This window comes from Streptomyces sp. NPDC042336, from assembly GCF_055581985.1.
Genome location: NZ_JBVJEA010000002.1, coordinates 470978 through 488384, shown reverse-complemented (window position 1 = coordinate 488384; position 17407 = coordinate 470978). Strand labels below are relative to the sequence as shown.

The 17407-nt window shown below is 73.1% G+C and carries 16 protein-coding genes and 1 pseudogene; 8 read left to right on the top strand and 9 right to left on the bottom strand.

Annotated features, from left to right (window positions below; genetic code table 11):
- Positions 1 to 49: 49 nt before the first annotated feature.
- From ACZ6IM_RS07390 to ACZ6IM_RS07370, 5 genes are all read left to right on the top strand, one after another.
- Positions 50 to 1030: an NADPH:quinone oxidoreductase family protein gene (locus tag ACZ6IM_RS07390; protein WP_469554801.1), complete on the top strand. Its 981-nt coding sequence runs from the start codon at positions 50 to 52 to the stop codon at positions 1028 to 1030.
- On the top strand, positions 1027 to 2208 hold the full coding sequence (locus ACZ6IM_RS07385) for an acyl-CoA dehydrogenase (RefSeq protein ID WP_052839062.1): 1182 nt from the start codon (positions 1027 to 1029) through the stop codon (positions 2206 to 2208). Before ACZ6IM_RS07390 ends, ACZ6IM_RS07385 begins: the two co-directional genes overlap by 4 nt.
- Positions 2205 to 3293, top strand: a complete 1089-nt coding sequence (locus ACZ6IM_RS07380; RefSeq protein ID WP_052839063.1) for an acyl-CoA dehydrogenase family protein — start codon at positions 2205 to 2207, stop codon at positions 3291 to 3293. Before ACZ6IM_RS07385 ends, ACZ6IM_RS07380 begins: the two co-directional genes overlap by 4 nt.
- Positions 3294 to 3464: 171 nt before the next feature.
- Positions 3465 to 4328, top strand: a complete 864-nt coding sequence (locus ACZ6IM_RS07375; protein ID WP_469554797.1) for a phosphatidylinositol-specific phospholipase C/glycerophosphodiester phosphodiesterase family protein — start codon at positions 3465 to 3467, stop codon at positions 4326 to 4328.
- 115 nt (positions 4329 to 4443) lie between these two features.
- Entirely contained in the window at positions 4444 to 4638 is a 195-nt protein-coding gene (locus ACZ6IM_RS07370) for a hypothetical protein (RefSeq protein WP_003977636.1), read from the top strand.
- A 27-nt stretch (positions 4639 to 4665) separates the two neighbouring features.
- Here the strand turns inward: ACZ6IM_RS07370 and ACZ6IM_RS07365 are convergent, their stop codons facing one another.
- Complete coding sequence (locus ACZ6IM_RS07365) at positions 4666 to 5043, bottom strand: DUF779 domain-containing protein (protein WP_052839085.1); 378 nt, start codon at positions 5041 to 5043, stop codon at positions 4666 to 4668.
- Between the two features lie 111 nt (positions 5044 to 5154).
- On the opposite strand from ACZ6IM_RS07365, the gene ACZ6IM_RS07360 reads away from it, so the two are divergent.
- Positions 5155 to 5628, top strand: a complete 474-nt coding sequence (locus tag ACZ6IM_RS07360) for a MarR family winged helix-turn-helix transcriptional regulator (RefSeq protein ID WP_052839065.1) — start codon at positions 5155 to 5157, stop codon at positions 5626 to 5628.
- 74 nt (positions 5629 to 5702) lie between these two features.
- Positions 5703 to 7304 carry an MFS transporter gene (locus ACZ6IM_RS07355; RefSeq protein ID WP_469554795.1) on the top strand — a complete coding sequence of 534 codons (1602 nt, stop codon included), beginning with the start codon at positions 5703 to 5705 and terminating at the stop codon, positions 7302 to 7304.
- Here ACZ6IM_RS07355 and ACZ6IM_RS07350 read toward each other — a convergent pair.
- The 7 genes and pseudogenes from ACZ6IM_RS07350 to ACZ6IM_RS07320 form a co-directional block, all read right to left on the bottom strand.
- The gene (locus tag ACZ6IM_RS07350) at positions 7267 to 7692 is read right to left on the bottom strand and encodes a luciferase domain-containing protein (RefSeq protein ID WP_052839067.1); all 426 of its coding nucleotides are present in this window, start codon (positions 7690 to 7692) and stop codon (positions 7267 to 7269) included. The genes ACZ6IM_RS07355 and ACZ6IM_RS07350 overlap by 38 nt on opposite strands.
- A gap of 164 nt (positions 7693 to 7856) precedes the next feature.
- A complete protein-coding gene (locus tag ACZ6IM_RS07345) occupies positions 7857 to 8951 on the bottom strand; it encodes a lytic polysaccharide monooxygenase (RefSeq protein WP_052839068.1) in 1095 nt (364 codons plus the stop codon).
- A gap of 132 nt (positions 8952 to 9083) precedes the next feature.
- The gene (locus tag ACZ6IM_RS07340) at positions 9084 to 10235 is read right to left on the bottom strand and encodes a glycoside hydrolase family 12 protein (protein WP_469554790.1); all 1152 of its coding nucleotides are present in this window, start codon (positions 10233 to 10235) and stop codon (positions 9084 to 9086) included.
- Between the two features lie 214 nt (positions 10236 to 10449).
- Positions 10450 to 11475 (bottom strand): LacI family DNA-binding transcriptional regulator, encoded by a 1026-nt coding sequence (locus tag ACZ6IM_RS07335; RefSeq protein WP_469554787.1) that lies wholly within the window; start codon positions 11473 to 11475, stop codon positions 10450 to 10452.
- Between the two features lie 352 nt (positions 11476 to 11827).
- Complete coding sequence (locus ACZ6IM_RS07330; protein ID WP_052842313.1) at positions 11828 to 12997, bottom strand: ATP-binding protein; 1170 nt, start codon at positions 12995 to 12997, stop codon at positions 11828 to 11830.
- Between the two features lie 146 nt (positions 12998 to 13143).
- Positions 13144 to 13263: pseudogene (locus tag ACZ6IM_RS07325) on the bottom strand (DUF4132 domain-containing protein); the annotation flags it as partial.
- A 127-nt stretch (positions 13264 to 13390) separates the two neighbouring features.
- Positions 13391 to 14515 (bottom strand): DNA polymerase III subunit beta family protein, encoded by a 1125-nt coding sequence (locus ACZ6IM_RS07320; protein WP_469554784.1) that lies wholly within the window; start codon positions 14513 to 14515, stop codon positions 13391 to 13393.
- A gap of 123 nt (positions 14516 to 14638) precedes the next feature.
- Between ACZ6IM_RS07320 and ACZ6IM_RS07315 the strand changes: the two genes are divergently transcribed.
- Entirely contained in the window at positions 14639 to 15391 is a 753-nt protein-coding gene (locus ACZ6IM_RS07315) for a YqjF family protein (protein WP_052842357.1), read from the top strand.
- Positions 15392 to 15414: 23 nt separating this feature from the next.
- On the opposite strand, the gene abc-f is transcribed toward ACZ6IM_RS07315, so the two are convergent.
- Positions 15415 to 17091 carry a ribosomal protection-like ABC-F family protein gene (gene abc-f, locus ACZ6IM_RS07310; protein WP_052842314.1) on the bottom strand — a complete coding sequence of 559 codons (1677 nt, stop codon included), beginning with the start codon at positions 17089 to 17091 and terminating at the stop codon, positions 15415 to 15417.
- Positions 17092 to 17407: the final 316 nt, after the last annotated feature.

The window sequence follows — 17407 nt, the reverse complement described above, 5'->3', positions numbered from 1 at the left end:
TTAGTATGCGAAGGACCCGGTCGGACGACGCAGTCGGTGGAGGCCCCGCATGCAGGCATGGCAGGTGCACGAGAACGGCGAGCCGGGCGAGGTGATGCGCCTCGCGGACGTGTCGCCGCCGACGCCGGGGGAGGGCCAGGTCCTGCTGAGGGTCCGGGCCGCGAACATCAACTTCCCGGACGCCCTGCTGTGCCGGGGCCAGTACCAGGTCCGGCCGCCGCTGCCGTTCACGCCGGGCGTGGAGATCTGCGGCGAGACCGAGGACGGGCGCCGCGTCATCGCCAACCCGGCGCTGCCGCACGGGGGCTTCGCCGAGTACGCCGTCGCGGACGCCCGTGCCCTGCTGCCCGCGCCGGACGCCCTGGACGACGCCGAGGCCGCCGCCCTGCACATCGGCTACCAGACCGGCTGGTTCGGCCTGCACCGCCAGGCCCGGCTGGAAGCCGGCGAGACCCTGCTCGTGCACGCCGCCGCGGGCGGTGTCGGGAGCGCCGCCGTGCAGCTGGGCAAGGCGGCCGGTGCCACCGTCGTCGGCGTGGTGGGCGGCCCGGAGAAGGCGGCCGTCGCCCGCGAGCTGGGCTGCGACGCGGTCGTCGACCGGCACGCCGAGGACGTCGTCGCCGCCGTGAAGGAGGCCACCGGCGGCCGGGGCGCCGACGTGATCTACGACCCCGTCGGCGGTGAGGCCTACGCCCAGTCCGCCAAGGCCGTCGCCTTCGAGGGCCGGATCGTCGTCGTCGGCTTCGCGAGCGGCACGATCCCGAGCCCCGCCCTCAACCACGCGCTGGTGAAGAACTACGCGATCCTCGGCCTGCACTGGGGCCTGTACAACACCAAGAACCCCGAGCTGGTCCGGCACTGCCACGAACAGCTCACCGAGCTGGCCGCGCGGGGCGCGATCAAGCCGTTGGTGAGCGAGCGGGTACCGCTCGACGGGGCCGCGGCCGCCGTGCAGCGGGTGGCCGAGGGCAAGACGACCGGCCGGGTGGCCGTCGTACCGGAGAAGTTCGAGAAGGGAACCGCCGCATGACCGACGCAGCGGAACTGCGCCGCCGTACAAGCGAGTTGCTCGCCGCGCACCCACCGGCCGCCACGGACCGCCTGGACTTCCTCCGGGCGCGCTTCGACGCCGGACTCGCCTGGGCGCACTACCCGGAAGGGCTCGGCGGCCTCGGTGCCCCGCGCTCCCTCCAGGCCGTCGTCGACGCCGAGTTGGCGGCCGCCGGTGCCCCCGACAACGACCCCCGGCGCATCGGCATCGGCCTGGGCATGGCCGCCCCGACCATCCTCCAGTACGGCACCGAGGAGCAGAAGCGCCGGCTGCTGCGCCCGCTGTGGACCGGCGAGGAGGTCTGGTGCCAGCTCTTCAGCGAGCCGGGCGCCGGGTCCGACCTGGCCGCGCTCGGCACCCGGGCGGTCCGCGACGGCGAGAACTGGGTGGTCAACGGGCAGAAGGTGTGGACCTCCAGCGCACACCTCGCGCGCTGGGCCATCCTGATCGCCCGCACAGACCCGGACGTGCCCAAGCACCGGGGCATCACCTACTTCGTGTGCGACATGACCGATCCCGGTGTCGAGGTGCGGCCGCTGCGCCAGATCACCGGCGAGGCCGAGTTCAACGAGGTGTTCCTCACCGACGTCCGCATCCCCGACTCCCACCGCCTCGGCGAGATCGGCGACGGCTGGCGGGTCGCGCAGACCACATTGAACAACGAACGCGTCGCCATCGGCGGCACGCCGATCCCCCGCGAGGGCGGCATGATCGGCAAGATCGCCGCGACTTGGCGCGAGCGCCCCGAACTGCGCACCCACGACCTGCACCAGCGGCTGCTCGGCCTGTGGGTCGAGGCCGAGGTCGCCCGCCTCACCGGCGTGCGCCTGCGCCAGCAACTGGCGGCCGGCCAGCCCGGCCCGGAGGGCGCCGGCATGAAGCTGAACTTCGCGCGGCTCAACCAGGAGATCAGCGGCCTGGAGGTCGAACTCCTCGGCGAGGAGGGCCTGCTCTACGACGACTGGACCATGCGCCGCCCCGAGCTGGTCGACTTCACCGGCCGCGACGCCGGATACCGCTACCTGCGCTCCAAGGGCAACAGCATCGAGGGCGGGACCAGCGAGGTCCTGCTGAACATCGTCGCCGAACGCGTCCTCGGCCTGCCCGCCGAGCCCCGCACCGACAAGGACGTCGCATGGAAGGACCTCGCCCGATGAGCGCACAGCAGGAACCCGCTCTGCTCCTGACGGAGGAGGAAGAGGCGCTGCGGGCCGCCGTCCGGGACCTGCTCACCGACCACTGCGACCCGGCGGGCGTCATCACCCGCACCGAGTCGGCCGCCCCGCACGACGTGTCGCTGTGGAAGGCCCTCGCCGACTCGATGGGCCTCGCGGGCCTGCTGATCCCGGAGGAACTGGGCGGGCAGGGTGCCACCCACCGCGAAGCTGCCGTGGTCCTGGAGGAGCTGGGCCGGGCGGTCGCACCGGTGCCGTACCTGACGAGCGCCGTCGTCGCCACCGAGGCGATGCTGGCCTGCGGGGCCGACGACCTGCTCGGCGAGCTGGCGTCCGCCACGACCGTCGCCGCGCTCGCGGTCGGACTGCACGTCGCGCCGGGCGGCACCGTCTCGCGGGTGCGTCTCGAAGCGGGCGCGTTGCACGGGGAGTTGACCGGCATCGCCGACGCCTCCCTCGCCGACGTGCTGCTCGTGCCCGCCGACGACGGGGGCCTGTACGCGGTCGGCGCCGCCGACGTGACCGTCACTCCCCAGGTGTCGCTCGACGCCACCCGGCCACTGGCGCGGGTGGCCCTCGCCGGTGCCCCCGGGCGCCGCCTCGGGGACGCGGAACCCGCCGTGCGCCGGGCCCTCACGGCCGGTGCCGGGCTGCTCGCCTCCGAGCAACTGGGTCTCGCCGACTGGCTGCTGACCGAGACGGTCCGCTACCTCAAGGAACGCAAGCAGTTCAACCGACAGGTCGGCGGCTTCCAGGCGCTCAAGCATCGGCTCGCCCGGCTGTGGCTGGAGGTGGCCGGTCTGCGCGCCGCCGCCCGGAACGCGGCCGACGCCCTGGCGACCGGTGCGGACACCGACGTGGCGGTGGCCGTGGCCCAGGCGTACGCGGCCCAGGTCGCCGTCCACGCCGCCGAGGAGGCGCTGCAGCTGCACGGCGGCATCGGCATGACGTGGGAACACCCGGTCCACCTGTACCTCAAGCGGGCCAAGGCGGACTCGATCGCCTACGGCGCGGCGGGCACCCACCGCGCGGCGCTGGCCGAACTGGTCGGCCTGCGGGCTCCCTGACGTACCGCCCCGCACGCGGGTGCGTCGGGTCCGTACCGCCCCGGTGAGGTGGACGACCGAGGTGAACGACCGGCGGCGGTCCGGCCAACTCCCCGCACGGCTCTGCTCCCTGAGGCCGACGGGACCCCATACTCACAGGCGTCCCGTACGGCACCTCCAGGGAGGCAGAGCATGGCCCTCACCACCCGACGCAGAGCCCTCACCACCCTCGGCGCCGCCCTCGCGGGCGCGGTCGCCCTGCCCGCCGGCACCGCGCTGGCGTCCGAAGGCAGGCACGGACCGCGCCCGCTGTGGCGTGCGCACGCCCACAACGACTACGAGCACCCCCGCCCCCTCCTCGACGCCCTCGACCACCGCTTCGGCAGCGTCGAGGCCGACATCTACCTGGTCGGCGGCCAACTCCTGGTCGCCCACGACCCCGAGGATCTCGACCCGTCCCGCACCCTGGAGTCGCTCTACCTCGACCCGCTCGCCGCCCGCGTCCGTGCGGGCCACGGCCGGGTCTACCGGCGGGACCGCCGCTCCCTGCAACTCCTGATCGACATCAAGACCGAGGGCGAGGCGACGTACCTCGAACTCGACCGCCGGCTGCGCCGCTACCAGCACCTGTTCACCTCCTGCGCCCACGGACGGGTGTTTCCCGGCGCGGTCACCGCGGTGGTCTCCGGCGACCGGGCCGCCCGCGCGCCCATGGCGGCCCAGCGCACCCGCCGGGCCTTCTACGACGGCCGCCTCACCGACCTCGGCACCACCGCACCGGCCTCCTTCGTCCCGCTGATCAGCGACAACTGGTCGCTCAACTTCACCTGGCAGGGCGTGGGGGCCTTCCCCGCCGCCGAGCGGCGCAGACTGCGGGACATCGTGGGCGCGGCCCACGCCCGCGGGCAGCGGGTGCGCTTCTGGGCCACGCCCGACGTGGCGGGGCCCGCGCGGGACGCCGTGTGGGCCGAACTGCTCGCCGCCGGTGTCGACCATCTCAACACCGACGACCTCGCGGGCCTCGAGGCGTTCCTCGACGCCCACCCGGACGCGTAGGGCAGCGCCGGAACACCACTCGTTCGGAGGACAGGTCAGCCGCACGGACGAACCCTCCGCTACGCCACACTTACGGCCGAACGCCGCGAAGTGGACGTGGCGGAGGAGGTTGACGATGGCCGTTTCCATCTCTGTGGTGCTCTTGCTGTCCATCCTGGCGGTGCTCTTCCTGCGCAACGGCGGGCTGAAGGTCTCGCACGCACTGGTGTGCCTGCTGCTCGGCTTCTACCTGGCGAGCACGAGCATCGCCCCGACCATCAACAGCGGACTGACCGCGACGGCGGACATCGTGGGCAGCCTCAGACCGTAGGGCGGTGCCTCCGCGGCCTCGGTGGCTCTAGACGTCGATCACGTGGGAGCGGATGAGGAAGCGCACCCCCTCGGGCGCCTCCAGCGAGAAGCCGCTTCCCCGGCCCGGGACGACGTCCACGATCAGCCGGGTGTGACGCCACGTCTCGTACTGGCTGCGCGACATCCAGAACTCCACCGGCTCCTCCATGCCGTCGACGGCCAGTTCGCCGAGCAGGACGTCCGAGGCGCCGGTGCGGAACTCGCCGGCCGGGTAGCACATGGGGGCGCTGCCGTCGCAGCAGCCGCCGGACTGGTGGAACATCAGCGGGCCGTGCGCCTCGCGGAGCCGCCGCAGCAGTACGGACGCCTCGGCGGTCAGCTCGACGCGCGGGGTCTCCTCGTAGGTGTCGCCTGTGTCGCCCATGCCGTGCATGCCATCACGGCGAAGGTTGCGAGTGCGTTGCGCGGGGCCGGTGGCGGCACCCGGCCATTACCTCTTTTGACATACCTATCTCTTCATATCTATTGTTCCGGGGTGACCGACTCCAGCACCCCTCGCCGGGACATCGACCGCGTGGCCTCCGGGCTCGCGGCGTGCCTTCCCGCGCTGCACCGGGCGCTGGACCGACAGGTCACCGCCCGGTACCCGCACCCCAAGCCTCCCGAGGGGCAGCTCGCCCTGCTGCGGTTCGTCGCGCAGCACGAGGGCGCCACGGTGCGCGAGGCCGCCGAGGCCCTGCTGATGAAGCCGAACAACGTCAGCGCCCTGGTCTCCCAGCTCACCGAGCAGGGCGACTTGGAGCGCCGGCGGGACAGCTCCGACAAGCGGATCGCCCACCTCCACCTCACGGCCACGGCCCGTGAGCGGATCTCCGAGGTGCGGGAACTGGAGACCGCGTTCATCCGCCACGCCCTGACCTCCCTCACCGAGGGCCAGCAGGGCGCGCTCGGCTCCGCCCTGGACGCCCTCGACGCGTTGGCGCGGCACCTCCACCCCGGCGCCCGCTGACACACCCGCCCGCCCTCCGGGCGCGCCGTTCCCTTCCCCGCACCACCCCTGAATCCGGAAGAGAAGACTCCGCCATGCCCTCCACGTCCGTGGATCACTCCGCCCTGCCCGCGGCCGGGACCGACTCGGCCCCACGGCCGGCCGGCCGCCTGCGGTCCAACCCGTGGCTGACCCTCCTCGCCGTCGCGTTCGGCCTGTTCATGGTCCAGCTCGACGGGTCCGTCGTCGCCATCGCCAACCCCGAGATCGGCAGCGACCTGCACGCGTCCACCGCCCAACTCCAGTGGGTGACCAACTCCTACCTGCTCGCCCTCGCCGCCACCCTCATCCTGGGCGGCAAGCTCGGCGACCGCTTCGGCCGCCGCACCTACTACCTGGTGGGTGTCGCCGGCTTCACCCTCGCCTCCGTGGCCATCGGCCTGTCCGGTTCGATCGAGGGCGTCGTCGCCTTCCGCGCCCTCCAGGGCGCCTTCGGCGGACTGCTCATGCCCAACACCCTCGGACTGCTCCGCTCCGTCTTCCCGCCGAAGAAGTTCGGCATGGCCGTGGGCATCTGGGCCATGGTCTCCGCCGTCGCGACGGCCCTCGGGCCCATCGTCGGCGGCCTCCTCGTGGAGCACGTCGACTGGGAGTCGGTGTTCTACATCAACGCCCCCATCGGGGTCGCCGCCATCGTCTTCGGTGCGCTCGTCCTCCCGGAGAGCCGCAACGCCGCGGGCCGCGAGCGCTTCGACATACCCGGCCTCGTCCTGCTCGCCCTCGGTCTGCTGGCCGTCGTCTTCGGCGTGGTCAAGGGCGAGACCTGGGGCTGGACCTCCGCCGGCACCCTCGGCGCCGTCGCCGCCGGCCTGGTCCTCCTGGTCGTGTTCGGCCGGTACGAGACCCGCGTGGAGCACCCGCTGCTGCCGATGCGCCTGTTCCGCAGCCGCGCGCTGACCATCGGCGCGGTCATCACCGCGCTGAACTTCTTCGTGATGCTCGGCGTGATCTTCTTCGTCATGCTGTACCTGCAGAACGTGCGCGGCTTCACGCCGGTCGAGGCGGGCGTGCGGACGCTCCCGCTCAGCCTCGCCTCGCTGGTCGCCTCGCCGCTGGGCGCGGCCCTGACCCAGCGCTTCGGGCCCCGGCTGACCATGCCGGTGGGCATGCTGCTCCAGGCGGCCTCGTGCTTCGGCATGCTCACCTGGCAGACCGACTCCGCCTACGCCACGATGTGGCCGCCGTTCATCGCGCTCGGCCTCGGCGTCGGCATGGTGATGTCCGCCTCCTCCGACGCCATCGTGGGCAACGCCCCCGTCCGGGACGGCGGGGTGGCGGGAGGTCTCCAGGCGACGACGCTGCAGATCGGCGGCGCGCTCGGAACCTCCGTGCTGGTCTCCCTGATCAGCGCCAAGGTGGGCAGCACCCTCACCGGTGAGCTGACTGGCGCGGGCGTGCCCCCGGCCGTGGCCCACGGTCTCCAGGAGGCCGGGGACGCCGTGGCGATGGGCGTGGCGCCCGTCTCCGGCGACATGCCGGCCGGGCTGCGGGCCGCCGTGGTGGAGGGCAGCGGGCAGGCGTTCATGAACGGCGTCCACATGGCCGTGGTCGTCACGGGCGCCCTCTGCGTGCTCGGCGCGGTCGTCGCCGCGGCCGGGCTCAGGCCTCCCCGGCCGCGGCGCGCGGAAGCACCGTGACCCGGCGGAAGTTGCATCCCTGGGACGCCGAGAGACCGGCGGTCCCCGAAGGGTTGGCGGCCAGGTCGGTCGGGGGCCGGGACTGATGGGCCTTGAGCGCGATGCTCACCAGGCTCAGCAGCAGGTCGACGTCCGCGTCGCAGTCCAGGTGCACGGTCACCCAACGGGAGCCCGGCACCAGATGGATGGCGGTGGAGCCGCCCAGGTCGTACTGGAAGCGCTGGATGGCCCGGTGGGTCAGGTGGAGGTCCACGTCACGGTCCGAGTGGAAGTGGACGATCTCGTCGCGGACGGAGCACAGTGCCCGTCCGGTTCCGCAACTGGCCGGGCCCGCCGAGAGGTCGGGCCAGGCTTGCAGCCGCTCGAAGGCGCGCTGGGCCGGAGTCATGGCCCTATCGTCGCCCGATCACCGCGTCGCAACCAGAGGTTGAGCGATTTGTAACCGGCACGTGAGGTCGGCGGGAGCCCTGAGGGGTCCCGCCGACCGTGTCCCGGCACGTGTCGGGCGTGCGTCAGTAAGCCAGAGTGTCAGGGCCTCAGAGGCTCAGAGGCTCAGGGAGTCACACAGCCGATCGAGTCGGCCGGGAAGTCATTGCCCGTCGACGTGGCGGTGAAGCCGAAGGTCACGCTCCCGTCCGGTGGGATGACGCGGTTGTGGTCCACGTTCCGGACCTTGACCGTACCGTCGGAGCCGCTGGACAGTGATCCGTTCCACACCCCGCCGAGCGTGGTCCCGCTGCCCGGCCGCCACTGCACGGCCCAGCCGTTCAGCGGCTCGGTGCCGTGGTTCATCACCTCGACCGAGCCCTGGAAGCCACCGCTCCAGGAGTTCTCCACGGAGTACACGGCCATGCAGGAACCGGTGTGCGTGGGCGGGGTGGTCGGGTCCGTCGGGGTCGGCGTGGGCTCCGGGTCGGGCGTGCTGCCGGAACCGCGGATGCCGGTGACCTCGCCGTTGCCGCCGTCGAAGACGACGTCCGAGCAGGAGAAGAAGTTCTCCTGGCTGTCCGAGCGCACCCACTGCATGAAGATCAGCGCGTCACCCGAGCGGCCGGACGGCAGCGCGAGATCCCAGGAGTAGTGGCCTCCGTCGGTGCCCGGCGAGCCCTGCTGGGGCGGGTTGGTCACCGTCTGGATCAGCTCCAGGTCGTCCCAGCCCAGCTCGGACGTGGGCGACCAGCCCGGCTTGGTCAGGTACACCCGGAAGTCACCCGGGTGGGCCGCCCAGTTGCTGTACTGCACCGGGATCGTCGCCCCCGACGTCAGGTGCGTGCGGGGCCAGTCCGAGCGGGCGGCGTTGTAGGCGGAGAAGTCGTACGGGGAACGGTCGCCGGCGCTGCACAGGGTGCCGTCCGGCACGTAACCGGCGCCGCGGCCGCCCGCGTTGGAGTCGAGGACGGCGAACCAGTTGTACAGGGCCGTCGCACCGCTCTGGTCGAGCGCGGCCTGACAGGCCGGGTTCGTCGGGTCGAGGGCGCCGGTGCCGGTCTTGGCGTCCAGCTGGCACAGGTAGGTGCGGGAGCCGGGCATCATCGCCACGCCGTGCGCCTCGGCCCGCCCCTGCCCGAGCAGGAGGGTCACACCGAGCGAGCCGAGCAGGGTGGCCAGTACCGCCGCCAGGGAAAGGAGTCTGGTGCGTCGAACCATAGGGGTCTCCTGGTTCCGGTCCGTAGGTGAGCTGGTTGGTGATCGGTCCATGACAAGATCGGGGATGGAGCCCCCGCCCGTCCGGGGCGGGCGCTTCGCCGGACGGGCGGGGAGGCGGTGGGGGGGGGCGGGTCAGGCGGTGGTGCAGGCGGTGTCGCCGAGACGGAAGTCGGCCGGCTCGGCGAACGCTCCGGCGTAGGTGCCCTGGAAGCCGAACGACAGGCTGCCGCCGGGTGCGATCCGGGCGTTGTGGCTCGCGTCGGTCGCCGTGACGGCGCCCGTGGACGGAGCCACGGACGCGTTCCAGGCATTGGTGATCCGCTGGCCCGAGGGCAGGGTGAAGGCGAGCCGCCAGCCGTCGACGGGAGCCGTACCGGTGTTGGTGACGGTGACGTCCGCGGTGAAGCCGTCCCGCCAGACGTTGGTGCCGTACGACACCGCGCACGCCGAAGCGTCACCGGGATCGGGGCCGGGGTCCGTGCCGCCCGGGGTGCCGCCGGTCTCGACGGTGGAGGAGAAGGAGTTCACGGCCAGTCCGGCGCCGTTCTGCCAGGGCTCGAACCCGGCCTGAACGCTCGTCAGGTACCAGTCGTCCTCGGCGAGTCCGCGGGCCACGGTCGCCCGGACGAAGTCCATGACGTCGAAGCTCCAGCCGGTGATCGCCGACGGTGCCACGAACGACAGCACGTCGTTGGAGCCGTTGCTGCCGCTCCAGACCTCCCAGGCCCGTCCGCCGACCGTGGCCGTGCCCACCGGCGAACCGATGGGCTGGATCGGGCCCACCCGGTTGAACCAGATCATGATCTCGGTCCGGTTGACGCCGTCGGTCCGGGCGGTCGGGTCCAGCCAGATGTCGTACGAGGCGTTGTAGACGGCGCCGTCGACGAAGCCGTACGAGATGCTGGACGGCGCCTCGGAGACGGTGTCGAGCCGGGCGGGGAGGTTGGTGCCCGGCGAACAGGTCGTGTAGTGGCAGCCGTTGAAGACCGACGGGTACGACTTGGGTGCCCCGTTGGTCGGCACCGAGCCGTCGGCCTGCGCGAGCCGGAATCCGGTGTCGGTGGCGGTGACGCACTGGGGGGCGCTGGAACCCCAGCGGTTGTTCTGGACGACGTACCGTCCCTGGATCGTCGTCGTCCCGAAGGGTTCGCAGAGGGTGGTGTCCGCCTGGGCCGGTGCCGCGGCGGTCACCAGGGACGCGACGAGGGCGAAGGTCGCCAGGGCCGCGCCCAGGGCGCCTAAGAGACCGCGGGGGGCGCGGACTTGGGGCCGTAGCGTTCGCATGGGGCCTCTCCGGGTGGGGTGGGGGGAAGGAGGGGCCGGTGCGGGAGCGCTCCCAACTCCCCACTGATGGGAGCGCTCCCACTTACCGGTTGATGGGGACTGTAGAAGCGGTTCATGTTCCTGACAAGACTGTGCGCGCCAGAGTTGTCGAACGATTCTCGAAGGCGCAGGTGGGAGAGGCCCCGCCGGGAGCGCTCCCGCCAGGCCGCGTCGCTCAGGCGGAGTCCCGGAGCACCAGTTCCGTACGGAGGATGACGTGCCGCCAGGCGGCGGCGGGGTCCTCCATCTCCTCCCGCAGCAGTCGCACCATCGTGCGGCCGATCTCCTTCAGCGGCTGGCGGACCGTCGTCAGCGGCGGGTCCGTGGGACGGGCCGGGTGGAAGTCGTCGAAGCCGATCACGGCGACGTCCTGAGGCACCCGCCGGCCCGCCGCGCGCAGCGCGTTGAGCGCCCCGGCGGCCAGCGTGTCCGAGGCGGCGAAGACCGCGTCCAGATCCGGGTGCCGGGCGAGCAACTCGGTCGTCGCCCGCTGCCCGCTCTCCTCGGTGAAGTCGCCCCCCTCGACGACCAGCGACGCCCCGGCCACCACGCCCGCCGTCTCCAGGGCCTCCCGGTACCCGCGCAGGCGGCACTGGGCGACGTACATGTCGAGCGGTCCGCTGATCGCCCCGATCGTGCGGCGGCCGGCGTCCAGCAGGTGCGTGACCGCGCCGCGCGCACCGCCCGCGTTGTCGGCGTCGACGTAGGTGACGCTCTCCTCGCCGGAACGCCGCCCCAGCATCACGGTGGGCAGTCCCGCCTTGGCGAGCATGTCCGGCAGCGGGTCCTCGGCGTGCACGGACATGAGCAGCACCCCGTCGACCCGGCCGCCGCGCGCGTACTCCACGAAGCGCTGCCGCTCGGTGTCCGTGCGGACCAGGGTGAGCAGCAGCTGCAACGGGGTGTCGGTGAGGGCGTCGCCGACGGCCTGGACGATCTCGCTGAAGAACGGCTCTCCGAACAGCCGCCAGTCGGGCTCCGTCATCACCAGCGCCACGGCGTCGGCACGGTGCCCCGCCAGGGAACGGGCAGCGAGGTTCGGCACGTACCCCAGCTCGGCGATGGCCTGCTGCACGGCGCGGCGTGTCGAGTCCCGCACGCCGGTCGCGTTGTTGATCACCCTCGAGACGGTGCCCCGGCCCACGCCTGCGAGGGCGGCCACCTCCTCCAGCGTCGGCGTACCCGGACGCTGCCTGCCCATGTCGGCCCGCCTTCCCCACGAGATCATCCGATACTACGGCGAGCCGCCCGGACTCGGCGGGCCGATCGTGCGGGTGCGGCCGGCCGAGCGGTCCGTTCCCGGTGACCGCCGGAACGGCGGGGTCGCCGAGGCACGCCGGGCCGGGCGGACCCGCGCCCCGGGCGGCGGCGCACAGGGCACGGTCGGCCGCCTCCGTGCAGACGGCCGCCGGGGACGGCGCGTGGTGCCGTACGCCGATGAGGAAGGGCACCCCCGGGTCCGGTGGGCGCGGAGACCGCCTCGTCCGCGGACAGGAGTGAGGCGGCGGTGGGGGAGAGGGAGCCGGGGGAGGACGGGGAGCGGGACCCGGTGCTCAGCCCTCCAGGACCGTGCGCAGGTCCCACAGGGTGCGCCAGGTGGCGGAACCCTGCTCGGCGCGCCGCCGGACCGGGCCGTCCCAGTACCCGCGCAGCCGTGCCGCGTCGGCGGGGTCGTCCTTGCGGACCACGCCGAGGAGATGCCCCGGCAGCAGGCCCAGCACGTCGCGGTCCCCGGGGAAGTACGCCGCGGCCAGCCCCAGCGCGCCCGCGACCGACACCGCCTCCGCGGTGCTCATGACCGTGGAGGGGCGCTCGACCTCCCAGCCCTCCGCCGACCGGCCCTCGCGCAGGTCGCGGAAGGCGACGACCAGTGCCTCCAGGACCGCCTCGTCGACCTCGAAGGGGGCGCCCGCCCGTTCGACCGAGGCCCGTGCCTGGTTGCGGACCAGGGCCGTCTCGGCGTCCAGGTCCGGGATGGGGCCGACGGTCTCGAAGTTGAAGCGGCGCTTGAGGGCGGCGGACATCTCGGACACGCCCTTGTCGCGCAGGTTGGCGGTGGCGATGAGGTTGAAGCCGGGGGCGGCGTGTGCCAGGGCGTCCTCGGTGCCCGAGAGTTCGGGAACGGCGATGCGCCGCTCGGAGAGCAGGGAGACCAGGGCGTCCTGCACCTCCGGCAGACAGCGGGTCACCTCCTCGACGCGGGCGATGCCGCCCCGGGCCATCGCGGTCAGGACCGGGGAGGGCACCAGCGCGGTCCGGCTGGGACCCTGGGCGAGCAGCAGGGCGTAGTTCCAGCCGTACTTGAGCTGGTCCTCGGTCGTCCCCGCCGTGCCCTGCACCACCAGGCCGCTGGTGCCGCACACGGCCGCCGAAAGCAACTCGGACAGCAGGGACTTGGCGGTGCCGGGCTCGCCGACGAGCAGCAGTCCGCGCTCCCCGGCGAGCGTGACGACGCACCGTTCGACCAGCGCCCGGTCGCCCACGAACTTGCCCTCCACCACCAGCCGGCGCGGTACGCCCCCGGGCGCCTCGGCTTCCTCGGGCAGCTTCAGGGCGCGGCCGGCGCTGCCCATGACGAAGGTGACCACGGCGCGGGGCGTGAGCCGCCAGGCGGGCGGGCGCGGACCGTCGTCGTAGGCGGCGAGGAAGGCCAGTTCTACGGCGTACCGGTCCTCGGGCGGCACGATCTGACGGGCGGTGCCGGGGGAGAGGGTGGTGGTCATCGACGGATCTTCCGGTGGGGACGGGCAGCGGTCACAGAGCACGCGGTTCACGGCACGAATCTGCCGGAGCGCGGTTCCGCTACGGCTTCCGCCGCTCCACGGGCGGGGTGACGAAGCGGGTGACCGTGCCGGCGGTCCGGACCGGGCGCGGGATCGTCCGCGAGCTTGGCCGGCATCCGCTTCAGCCTTCGTCCTGCGGCGTTGCGGCAGACCACCTGCCCGTCGTCCCGGGCGACCTCGTGGTCCCCGGCTGTCACCCACCCCATGAGTGCCTCCCCGCACCGCGGTGATCAAGTGCTGCCGACTCTAGGCGAGCCCACTGACAACGCCGTGGGCGCCGGGGACCGAGCGCCGAGGACGGGCTGCGGAGAGGGCGCCGGGCCCCGGCCCCGGTCAGTCGTCCAGGCGGACCGGCATCAGCAGCGAGAACGTGCCCTCGTCGTCCGTCCGGCGGATCGCCAGCGGTGCCGTGGGGGCGGCGCCGAACTCCAGCACGAGCCGGTCCCGGTCCGCGGCGGCGAGCGCGTCCAGCAGGAACCCGCGGTCGACGCCGACCCTGTCCCCGTGCCCCTGCCCGTCGCCGTCCCCGCTCCTGCCCCCGTGCCCGTCGCCGTCCCCGCAGACGGTCACCGTGCCGTCGTCGACCGTCGTCAGCACGCTCACGTCCCGCGCGGACCTGCCGGGCTCGCGCTCCTCGGTCACCCGGACGGGACCGGTCTCCAGCGCCTGCCGGAGCGCGGGCACGTCGACGACGACCCGCCGCCCGGGCGGCAGCTGGACGAGACGGCGGTAGTCGGGGAAGTCGTGGGCCAGACGCTGCCCCGACGCCTGGCGCTCGCCCGTCTCCAGCGTCACGCGGTCGCCCTCCACGGCGAAGCGGGCGGGCTCGTCGTCCGTCAGCAGCGCGCGCATCGCGTCGACCAGCGGTGCGGGCACGATGACGTGCTCGCGCGACTCCCCGTGTCGCACGGCATCCGTGCGCGCGACGGCCATCCGGTACCGGTCGGTGGCCACGACGTGGAGCGCGTCGCCCTCGACCTCGAACAGGACCCCGCCGAGCATCGGCAGGTCGGGGTCCTTGCCGACGGCGAACCGGACGGCGTCGAGTGCCGCCGCCAGTGCGGAGGCGGGAAGGGACAGGTGGACGGTGCCGGAACGAGGCGAGGTGGTCATGGGATCCTCCCGGTGATCGAGTAGGGCTCGGAGCGTGGAGAACTCGCCGCGGGCCTCGGCCAGCCCCCGTTCGAGACGGCGCAGGTGCGCCTGGAGAAGCCTTCGCACCAGGTCCGCGTCCGCGCCGGACCAGCCGGCCAGGACCAGCCGGATGTCCGCCAGCGGCATGCCGGCCCGCCGCAGCCGGGACAGCAACCTGGCCTCGTCGAGCTGCTCGGGGCCGTACCAGCGGTAGCCACTGGCGGGATCGACCCAGGCGGGGACCAGCACGCCGGCACGGTCGTAGAACCGCAGGGCGCTCACGCCCAGTCCGCTGTCGCGGGCCATCTCACCGATGCTGCGCATCTCGCTCTCCACGTCCCGAACTCTGAGCCCTTGACCAGGTCGAGGGTCAATCACGCGATGATTCCCGCGGTGGCCGGACGGCCGGCCGTCCGGCACGGCCCGTCCGTCTGTCATCCTTGCGCCGTGCAGAAGCCCAGCGCCGTCACCCCCGACGCCCCCGCGCCGATACGGCTGCCGCTCCTCACCCAGGAGTGGCTCGACCTCGCCTTCGTCCACTGGGCCGTCGAGCCCGCCGCCGTGGCGGGACTGATGCCGCGCGGCACCGTCCCCGACACGCACGACGGGCTCACGTACGTCGGGCTCGTCGCCTTCCGCATGCACCGGGTCGGCTGGTTCCGGCTGCCCGGAGTCCCCTACCTCGGCTCGTTCCCGGAGACGAACGTGCGTCTGTACAGCGTGGACGCGCACGGGCGGCGCGGGGTGGTCTTCCGGTCGATGGACGCCTCGCGGCTGGTACCGGTGCTGATGGGGCGGTTCGGCTTCCGGCTGCCCTACCTGTGGTCCCGCATGACCGTCCGCTCCGTGGGCGACACACTGACGTACACCAGCTCACGCCGCTGGCCGGGATCGCGCGGCGCCCACAGCCGCATCACCCTGCGGACCGGCGAACGCATCCACGAGCCCACGCCCCTGGAGCACTTCCTCACCGCCCGCTGGGGCATGCACAACAGGTTCTCCGGCGGGGCGGCGTACCTGCCCAACCACCATCCCCGCTGGCCCCTGCACCGGGCCCGGCTCCTCTCGTGCGACGAGGACCTGGTCGCGAGTGCCGGGATACCGGCCCCGACAGCCGACCCGGTCAGCGTCCTCTACTCACCCGGAGTCCCGGTCCGCCTCGGCCGCCCCGCCCTGTACGGCGTCCGCGTGGGCCCGTAGCACGCCGCGGACCCACATCGCACTCACCGTCGGGACGAACCGACCACACACCCGCGGCCGGCGCGCAGCTCCAGCTCTTCGGCCGCGAAGCGGGCACGGAAGCCGCGGTCGTGCGAGACCGCGACCACCGCCCCCGGGTACGCCGCGAGCGCTGTCTGGAGGTCCTCGACCAGGTCGAGGGCGATGTGGTTGGTCGGTTCGTCCAGGACGAGGAGGTCCGCGGGCCGGGTCACCAGGGTCGCGATCTGCAGCCGCCGCTGCTGTCCCTTGGACAGCGCGGCGACCGGCACCCGCAGGTCCTCCTCGCGGAACAGGCCCAGGGACAGGAGTTGTCCGGCGTACTCGTCCGGCAGCCCGGGCCGCCCGGCGGCGAAAGCGGCCAGCAGCGGCAGGCGCGTGGTGTGCACGGACAGTTCCTGGGGGAGGTAGCCGATCCGGCCGGGGCGGCGCGCGGTGCCCGCGTCGGGACGCAGATCGCCTGCGAGGACGCGAAGCAGCGTCGTCTTGCCGGCGCCGTTCTCTCCCGTGACCAGGAGCCGCGCTGCGGGCTCGATCGTCAGGAGTCCGTCCAGGTGCAGCCGTTCTCCGACCCGTACGTGGTCGAGTTCGGCGAGCGTGTCCAGGGGCGGGGCGCCGTCGACCGGCGACAACGGGGTCGTGAACCGGAGCGGTTCCGGCGGCGCCGTCACGGGGTTGCGGCGCAGCTGGGCCAGGCGCTCCCGCACGGAGCGCACCTGGCCGCCCAGCTTCGCCTCGCTGGAGCGGCGGTGCTTGCCGAAGCCCTGCTTCGGGTCGCGACCGGTGCCGGCGAGCCGCCTGCCCGCGGCCTCCAGCAGTTCCTCCACGCGGTGCACCTCCTCGACCCAGTCCGCGTACCGCTGCTCCGCTCCGCGCCGGGCGGCGGTCTTCGCGGCGCGGTAGCCGGTCCAGCCGTCGCCGTACCGGTGCACGGTGCGCTCGTCCCGGTCGACCTCGAGGATCGTGGTGGCGAGGCGCTCCAGGAAGCCGCGGTCGTGGGTGACCGCGACGACGGTGCCGCGGTGTGCGCGCAGGTGCTCCTCCAGCCAGCGCACGGCCGCCCCGTCGAGGTGGTTCGTAGGCTCGTCCAGGAGCAGCAGCTCGGGGGCGGCGGCCAGGACACCGGCGAGTGCGAGCCGCGACTGCTCGCCGCCGGACAATGAGCCGAGCAGGCGGTCACGCGTGATCCGGGCGAGCCCGAGTCCATGCATGGCGGCATCCACCCGGGCGTCCGCCTCGTATCCACCGCGTTCCTCGTAGGCGGTCAGCAGCGCGCCGTACGAGGCGAGTTCCTCGTCCGAGGCGTCGGCGAGGGACTCCTCCGCGGCACGGAGCCTTCGCTCCATGCCGCGCAGCTCGGACAGGGCGAGGTCGACGGCGTCCTGCACGGTGGAGTCCGCATCGAGGTCCAGCGTCTGAGCGAGGTGTCCGGTGCCGCCGGGGAAGCGCACGGTGATCTCCCCGGTCTCCGGGGTCTCGGCCGCGGCCAGCAGCCGCAGCAGGGTGGACTTGCCGGAACCGTTCTCACCGACGACGGCGACCTTCTCGCCCGGCCGGACGGTGAAGGAGACCTGGTCGAGGATGGTCCGGGTGCCGTAGGACTTGGTGACGGACTTCACGGACAACTGCGCGACAGCGGCGGAGCCGTTGGCAGGCAGGTTCGTACGGGCGCGATCGCGCATGGGCTTTCCCTGGGCATACGAAGGGTCTACGGGCAGCAGAAACGGCCGTATCGGCCGTGCCCGGACTCAGACGAAGAAGAAAAGGAAACCCATGACAGCACCATAGCAAGACGAACCGTCTCGCCTCAATCCCTGCGTGATCCGAAGTCCGCGGCCCGCCGCGCACGATCTCGGTGAACGGCTGGGTGGCCGGGGCGCGGACCGGGGGGCGGGGTGCGGGGTGCGGACCGGGGAGGCGGACCGGGAGGGGGGTCGTCTCAGGGGGTGGTGAGCGGCTCCGCCCGGTGCCGACGCTCGCCGTGTCGCCGGCGATCCG

What these genes read in the sequence shown, in the direction of transcription:
- ACZ6IM_RS07390 (WP_469554801.1), top strand. Translation starts at nt 50, where the DNA reads ATGCAGGCATGGCAGGTGCACGAGAACGGCGAGCCGGGCGAGGTGATG.
- ACZ6IM_RS07385 (WP_052839062.1), top strand. Translation starts at nt 1,027, where the DNA reads ATGACCGACGCAGCGGAACTGCGCCGCCGTACAAGCGAGTTGCTCGCC.
- ACZ6IM_RS07380 (WP_052839063.1), top strand. Translation starts at nt 2,205, where the DNA reads ATGAGCGCACAGCAGGAACCCGCTCTGCTCCTGACGGAGGAGGAAGAG.
- ACZ6IM_RS07375 (WP_469554797.1), top strand. Translation starts at nt 3,465, where the DNA reads ATGGCCCTCACCACCCGACGCAGAGCCCTCACCACCCTCGGCGCCGCC.
- ACZ6IM_RS07370 (WP_003977636.1), top strand. Translation starts at nt 4,444, where the DNA reads ATGGCCGTTTCCATCTCTGTGGTGCTCTTGCTGTCCATCCTGGCGGTG.
- ACZ6IM_RS07365 (WP_052839085.1), bottom strand. Translation starts at nt 5,043, where the DNA reads ATGGGCGACACAGGCGACACCTACGAGGAGACCCCGCGCGTCGAGCTG.
- ACZ6IM_RS07355 (WP_469554795.1), top strand. Translation starts at nt 5,703, where the DNA reads ATGCCCTCCACGTCCGTGGATCACTCCGCCCTGCCCGCGGCCGGGACC.
- ACZ6IM_RS07350 (WP_052839067.1), bottom strand. Translation starts at nt 7,692, where the DNA reads ATGACTCCGGCCCAGCGCGCCTTCGAGCGGCTGCAAGCCTGGCCCGAC.
- ACZ6IM_RS07345 (WP_052839068.1), bottom strand. Translation starts at nt 8,951, where the DNA reads ATGGTTCGACGCACCAGACTCCTTTCCCTGGCGGCGGTACTGGCCACC.
- ACZ6IM_RS07340 (WP_469554790.1), bottom strand. Translation starts at nt 10,235, where the DNA reads ATGCGAACGCTACGGCCCCAAGTCCGCGCCCCCCGCGGTCTCTTAGGC.
- ACZ6IM_RS07335 (WP_469554787.1), bottom strand. Translation starts at nt 11,475, where the DNA reads ATGGGCAGGCAGCGTCCGGGTACGCCGACGCTGGAGGAGGTGGCCGCC.
- ACZ6IM_RS07330 (WP_052842313.1), bottom strand. Translation starts at nt 12,997, where the DNA reads ATGACCACCACCCTCTCCCCCGGCACCGCCCGTCAGATCGTGCCGCCC.
- ACZ6IM_RS07320 (WP_469554784.1), bottom strand. Translation starts at nt 14,515, where the DNA reads ATGCGCAGCATCGGTGAGATGGCCCGCGACAGCGGACTGGGCGTGAGC.
- abc-f (WP_052842314.1), bottom strand. Translation starts at nt 17,091, where the DNA reads ATGCGCGATCGCGCCCGTACGAACCTGCCTGCCAACGGCTCCGCCGCT.